The organism is Arcicella sp. GW458-12-2-14-TSB2 (assembly GCF_059423785.1).
The window spans coordinates 1-6,584 of the sequence record NZ_JBWKYN010000250.1; the positions used below are offsets into that span (position 1 = coordinate 1).

Sequence of the window (6,584 nt, forward strand, 5' to 3'; positions counted from 1 at the left end):
GTATAAAATGGCATTTTAAGGGTACTTAAAACTATCTCTATTGATTTATCAGTTAAAAAATCAAAAAAGGTGCTTAGTCCCTTCAACCAAACCTTATTTATATGTCAGAACAACATAGTAATATTATTTCGATTAACATTGAGGACGAAATGCGTGGAGCATACATTGACTATTCAATGTCTGTGATTGTATCTCGTGCCTTACCCGACGTTCGGGATGGATTAAAACCTGTTCACCGCCGAGTACTTTTTGGAATGGATGAATTAGGTGTGAATTACAACAAAGCTTATAAAAAATCAGCCCGTATTGTTGGTGAAGTAATGGGTAAGTTTCACCCTCATGGTGACTCTTCAGTTTATGACACCATGGTTAGGATGGCTCAGGAATGGTCTTTGAGATATCCATTAGTAGATGGGCAAGGTAACTTTGGTTCAGTAGATGGCGATTCACCAGCGGCGATGCGTTATACAGAAGCCCGACTAAAGAGAATTGCTGAAGAACTTTTAGGAGACCTTAACAAAGATACAGTCGATTTTCAAAATAACTTTGACGACTCTTTACAAGAACCAACCGTACTTCCTTCAAAGATCCCAAATCTTTTATTAAATGGTACTTCTGGTATTGCTGTAGGGATGGCCACCAATATGGCTCCTCACAATTTAACAGAAGTTGTAGAAGGGATTATTGCCTATATTGATGATCGTGAGATTACTGTTGAAGGCTTAATGCAATATATCAAAGCACCAGATTTTCCTACAGGTGGAACGATTTATGGTGTTTCGGGTATCAAAAATGCCTTTGCTACTGGTCGTGGTCGTATCGTAGTTCGTGGAAATGCCACGTTTGAAACGAGTAAAACAGGCAAAGAGCAAATCATTATCTCTGAAATTCCTTACATGGTCAACAAAGCATCATTGATTAAACAGTGTGCTGACTTGGTAAATGAGAAAAAAATTGAAGGTATTTCAGAAATTAGAGATGAATCTGACCGTGATGGTATGCGTATCGTTTTTGATTTAAAACGCGATGCCGTTCCTAATGTAATTCTGAATAATCTTTATAAGCAAACTGCTCTCCAGTCTTCATTCTCTGTAAATAATGTTTGTTTAGTAAAAGGTCGCCCTTATACGCTCACGTTAAAAGACTTAATTCATTATTTCGTTGAGCACAGAAATGAAGTAGTTGTTCGTCGTACTCAATATGATTTACGTGAAGCACAAAAAAGAGCGCACATTTTAGAAGGTTTCATTATTGCGCTTGATAATTTAGATGCTGTTATCAAATTGATTCGTGAGTCTCGTGACCCTCATGCTGCTCAAATTGGTTTGATGGAAAGCTTCAGCCTTTCTGAGATTCAGTCTAAAGCTATTCTTGAAATGCGTCTTCAACGCCTTACAGGTATGGAGCGTGATAAGATTTTGGCTGAATATGAAGAAATTAAGCGTTTGATGGAAGACTTACAAGATATTTTGGATAGACCTGAGCGTCAACTACAAATTATCAAGGATGAATTACATGAAATCAAAGAACGTTATGGAGATGCGCGTCGTACGCAAATCAATATGACTGACGATGAGTTCTCTATCGAAGATATGATTGCTGATGAAGAAATGTTAATTACCGTTTCTAATCAAGGTTATATCAAACGTACACCAATCAGCGAGTACAAAGCCCAAGGAAGGGGAGGAGTAGGTTCGCGTGCGGTAGCTACCAAAGATAGCGATTATACTGAGCACCTATTTACTGCAACCATGCACAACTGGTTGCTATTCTTTACTGAAAGTGGTAAGTGTTTCTGGCTAAGAGTGTATGCTGTACCAGAAGGACAAAAAACTGCCAAAGGAAGACCAGTTCAGAATTTAATGAACATTGAAAGCGGTGATTCAATCAGGGCTGTAATCAATGTGAAATCGCTTACTGATCCAGACTACATTAACAATAACTTTATTGTGATGTGTACTGAAGACGGTACTATCAAGAAAACTACTTTAGAAGCTTACTCTCGCCCGCGTCAAAATGGTATCATAGCAATCACTATCAGAGAAAACGATAGATTGTTAGATGTATCTTTGACCAACGGAAATAATCATATAATCATCGCTACTAACACTGGTCGTTCGGTTCGTTTTGAAGAATCTCGTGTTCGTCCAATGGGTCGTTCAGCCGCTGGTGTAAAAGGTATTTGGCTCGACGAAGAAAAACAAGACGAAAAAGCAATCGGAATGGTTTGTATCGAAGACCCAGAAACACAGCAATTATTAGTGGTTTCTGAAAAAGGTTTCGGTAAACGTTCGGATGTTGAAGATTATCGTTTGACTAACCGCGGTGGAAAAGGAGTGAAGGCACTTAATTTAACTGACAAAACAGGTAACTTGGTGGCTATCAAAGAGGTAACAGATAATAATGATTTAATGATTATTACAAAATCTGGCATTTTGATTCGTATCGCTGTCGCTGATTTACGTGTAATGGGTCGTAATACCCAAGGCGTTAAACTTATTCGTTTAAAGAATGAGTCGGACGAAATTTCATCAGTAACTAAAATTGTGAAAGATCCAGAAGAAGTAATTGCAGATATTACTCCAGAAGGAGAGGTAGATTTACCAACAATTGAATCAGAAGGAGAAGTAACTCCAGAATAGCTATTTAATAAGAGTATCCTTGTAAAATCGCATGTAAGTGCGATTTTACTTTTTCAATAATTCAATTATAGAAACCATTTCCAAACAGAACAATGAAAAAAATCACACTTGCTCTTTTCGCAATACTGATGACAGCAGGAGCAGCCTCTGCTCAAATGGACAAAATGATGATTGAGGCGAATCGTAAAACTATTTCTGAGGCCGTAAAAAAAGCCGATGCAGCAGTTACAAAAAAAGATTCAGCGAAAGCTAAAACTTGGTTAACTCGTGGAGAAGCCTATTTAGACCTTGCGAATTCTCAAGACTCAGTGTTGACAAAAGCAGAGCCTTTAGCAGCTTACAAAGCGGTTGAGTACTTCAAAAAGGCTATTGCATTAGATGCAAAAGACGGAGCGGCAGCTGTTTCAGCTAAAAAATACCTTTTAGTAACGCTCAATAAAGAGGGAAAACCAGAACCTGAAGGACAAAAAACATTTAGTGCCTTTATGAACGGTGGTATTGCTAAATATCAAAGTAAGGATTTTGTAGGTGCTGTAAAAGATCTACAAATGGCTTCTGAAGTTAGTCCAAAAGATACTACAGCTGCAATGTATACAGGTGTAATTGGTCAAATGGCTAAAGATGATGCAGCAGCTAAAGGTGGATTTGAGAAATTTTTAGACCTAGGAGGGAAGGACCCAGCCATGATTTATGCCTTGGCTCAAATCTATAGAAATGAGAAAAATGAAGAAAAAGCTATTGCTACCTTAGAAAAAGGGATTGCTCTTCATCCAAACAATAAAGACTTAAAAGCTGAAAAAGTAAACTTATTATTAGCATTTAAAAAGATTGATTTAGCTATCAAAGAGCTTGAAACATCAGTTGCAAAAGGTACAAGTAACCCTCAAGAAGTATTAAATTTGGGTATTTTATATGAAAATAAAGCTCAAGAATTTGCACCTGAAATTCGTACATTAAAAGAAACTTTATCTGACAATAACGTAGAAGCATTAAACAAGAAAATACAAGTTCAGAAAGATAAAGTAGCGGCTTATGATGAGGAAATCAAGCGTTTGACTGATAAAATCAAAAAAGACCCAAAGTCAGCAGCCGCTTCTAAAAAACAAATTGTTCAAGTTAAAGAGATGCAAAATGAACAAAAAGCTGAGTTGACTAAGTTGAATGAGGATGCAGCTAAACAAGCAGCAAGTGGCGTTAATGTTGAAGAAACTAACAAGAAGCTTGCGGAATTGGAAGCAAAACAAAAAGCAGCTAAAGATTTAGCATTAACTTATTATAAAAAATCATTAGAGTTAGATCCTAATAATTATGATGTTAACTTTAACTTAGGAGTAATGAGCTTCAATGAAGCAGTTGAAATTAAGAAAAAAGTTGATTTATTAGATATGGCTGCTTACAAAACTGAAGGTAAGAAAATCGAAGAATTAGCTGATAAGAAATTCAGAGAAGCTTTACCATATTTTGAAAAAGCATATTCTATCAAGCAAGAAGACGATTTAAAATCAAGTTTGAGAAGTTTATATCAAATCTTGAAAATGGAAGATAAATTGAAAGCATTAGGAGAATAATTAATATTCCACCTAGTCATAAAAAAAGACCTCAAAAATTTGAGGTCTTTTTTTATGACTAGGCTATCTCAGAAAATTTTCAGTCATGAGCAATTTATATGATGGAAAACAGCAAATAGGTATGTTATTTAGCAACTTTTCAAGTATTAAATGTTTTACTTAACATAATGTAAATTATATAACAATTAAATTTATTTTTTTGAAGCTGATAATATTGATAATATATATCTACTTAGAAGAGACTTGGTTATTGTAATAGATTGGTAATTAATAGGTTATCAATCCATATGAAAGTGAAAGTACTTTGATGAAGTCGCTGAGAATCCGATGAAATATTTTATCAATGATTCTGCCTTGATTATTTAATTCTGAGGCGATTAATTTTAAAGGCAGAATCATTAAAATTATTGTGTTAGAATACTTTTTAAATCAGCGGGTGAATATTTTACTGATTTAAGTACTTTATTGTCGGAAGTTCTATAAACTAAAAATTTATCTTCATCTTTTATAATCTCAGCTACAGTGCCATCTTTTTGAAAATAAAATTCTACAGTGGCTTCTGCTTCTTCATAAGTGCTACAAGCTTTAGACATATTTGATCTTTGTACTTCATTAAAGAGGTCAACGAATTTTTCACCAAGACCAAATTCTAATACAGCTCCAGAAAGCACATATTGAATATCACATAACGCATCAGCTACTTCAACAAGATCATTAGCTTCAATGGCTTCTTGTAGCTCTCTCAATTCTTCGGCAATAAGACTTACTCTTAATTTACATCGTTCTATGGAAGGTATCTGTGGTTTATCAAGAATGGGTGCTTTGAATGTGCGATGAAATTCAGCAACTTGATTAAGAGAATCTATGCTTTGCATGGTTTTTTATATAATGTTTTAAGTAAAAATTTAATCAAAATTAGTAAGAATAGCCCTAAGATTATGCATCAATAAATATATTTGCATTTATTAATATTACTATTATTACTAATAAAATTATAAGTATCTAATTATCAGTAAGTTATAAATTCACGTGGAACACTTTGTTTAACTAATTGATAATCAGTAAGATATGTGTACGATTGTGTGAAACGTTACTTTAAATACTAATCTATAAGGTGGGTATTTAAAGAGATAGCTACGATGATATAATAGGAAGTACCTAACATAAATAGGTAGTTATCAATACGTAATAGAGTCGGATGGATAACAAAAAAATACTAGATGATGTATTTAATATATCCATATTATTAAATATAGATATATATAAAATATCAGCTTATTTTTTAAAAAAAGGATTTTTTTCGCCCACTTTTACCCTCTCTTAAAATCAAAATATCAAATTTTGATTTTAAGAGACAATATCTTTTTCTTTCAAACTACATCCTGTTTAACCATTTTCTTTCATAAGAAGAGCCCTTAAAAGAGGCATTATCTACCTCCTTTTTCTATTTAATTCCTCTCTCTTTATCCAGCAAGTTTCCTCCTACTCTATCATAACTACATAATGGATATATTAAAAAAGTACAAATTTTATCAAACAGGTTTACTTTCCATAAACGTGCCATCAGTGTAAAATATTACAATCCTTTCTATTTGCTTACCAGATGGAGCGGGCGCTTCAACCACCTCCGGACGCTCTGTTTTACGCCTCTGTAAGGCATTTACAGGCGATTGTACATATAATTGCTCAGGACTACTATTTTTAACCGATTCTTGGGGTTTTATATCTTTATTCTGGGTAGTCCTAATTGTTTGATTACTAATTACTTGTTTATGAGGCTGAGGGATATTCTGACTAAGTGAATCGTTATCAAAAAGAAGCCAATCTCTGTCTATGTCAGGAAATACCTTCAAAATCCTTTGTACAATGTCTAAACTAGGCTTATTTCTCCCAGATAGAATGTGTGAGATACTACTTCGCTGTATCCCTATGGCATCAGCAAAATAACTTGGGGAGAGCCCCTTATCTACTATTATCTGTTCTATTTTTTTATTTAAATCCATGTTACAAATGTTTAATATATTTACAATAGTAATTTAATGATGTAAATATGACAATTGATTGTGTAAATTACAAATGTAATTGAATATAAATGTTAACCTACTCTTGTTTATTGATGTAAATTCCATCTTCTTTGATGATAATTTGCATATCTTTATATAATCCCCCAATAGCTTTCTTAAAATCCTTCTTTGACATTTGTAAATTGCTATAAATAACTTCAGCGCTTGTTTTGTCATTGTATGGAAGGAATCCATTATGATTATTTAATTGAGATAATATGAATAATTTAGTATTGTCAATTCGTTCAAAACCGATTTTTTCCAATGTTAAATCAACCTTTCCGTCTTCTCTGATTTTTTTAATGTATCCA

4 protein-coding genes and 1 pseudogene are annotated in these 6,584 nt (G+C 33.8%); 2 read left to right on the forward strand and 3 right to left on the reverse strand.

What is annotated here, in order from left to right:
* Positions 1-101: 101 nt before the first annotated feature.
* Together gyrA and AC07XN_RS22820 are read left to right on the forward strand one after the other, a co-directional pair.
* Positions 102-2,642: a DNA gyrase subunit A gene (gene gyrA, locus AC07XN_RS22815; RefSeq protein ID WP_309916405.1), complete on the forward strand. Its 2,541-nt coding sequence runs from the start codon at positions 102-104 to the stop codon at positions 2,640-2,642.
* A 92-nt stretch (positions 2,643-2,734) separates the two neighbouring features.
* Positions 2,735-4,210, forward strand: coding sequence for a tetratricopeptide repeat protein (locus tag AC07XN_RS22820; RefSeq protein ID WP_494744735.1), 1,476 nt, complete (start codon positions 2,735-2,737; stop codon positions 4,208-4,210).
* A 404-nt stretch (positions 4,211-4,614) separates the two neighbouring features.
* On the opposite strand, the gene AC07XN_RS22825 is transcribed toward AC07XN_RS22820, so the two are convergent.
* From AC07XN_RS22825 to AC07XN_RS22835, 3 genes and pseudogenes are all read right to left on the reverse strand, one after another.
* Positions 4,615-5,085: a pyrophosphohydrolase domain-containing protein gene (locus AC07XN_RS22825; RefSeq protein WP_494744736.1), complete on the reverse strand. Its 471-nt coding sequence runs from the start codon at positions 5,083-5,085 to the stop codon at positions 4,615-4,617.
* 657 nt (positions 5,086-5,742) lie between these two features.
* On the reverse strand, positions 5,743-6,213 hold the full coding sequence (locus AC07XN_RS22830; RefSeq protein ID WP_494744737.1) for a helix-turn-helix transcriptional regulator: 471 nt from the start codon (positions 6,211-6,213) through the stop codon (positions 5,743-5,745).
* A gap of 97 nt (positions 6,214-6,310) precedes the next feature.
* Positions 6,311-6,584: pseudogene (locus tag AC07XN_RS22835) on the reverse strand (GntR family transcriptional regulator); the annotation flags it as partial.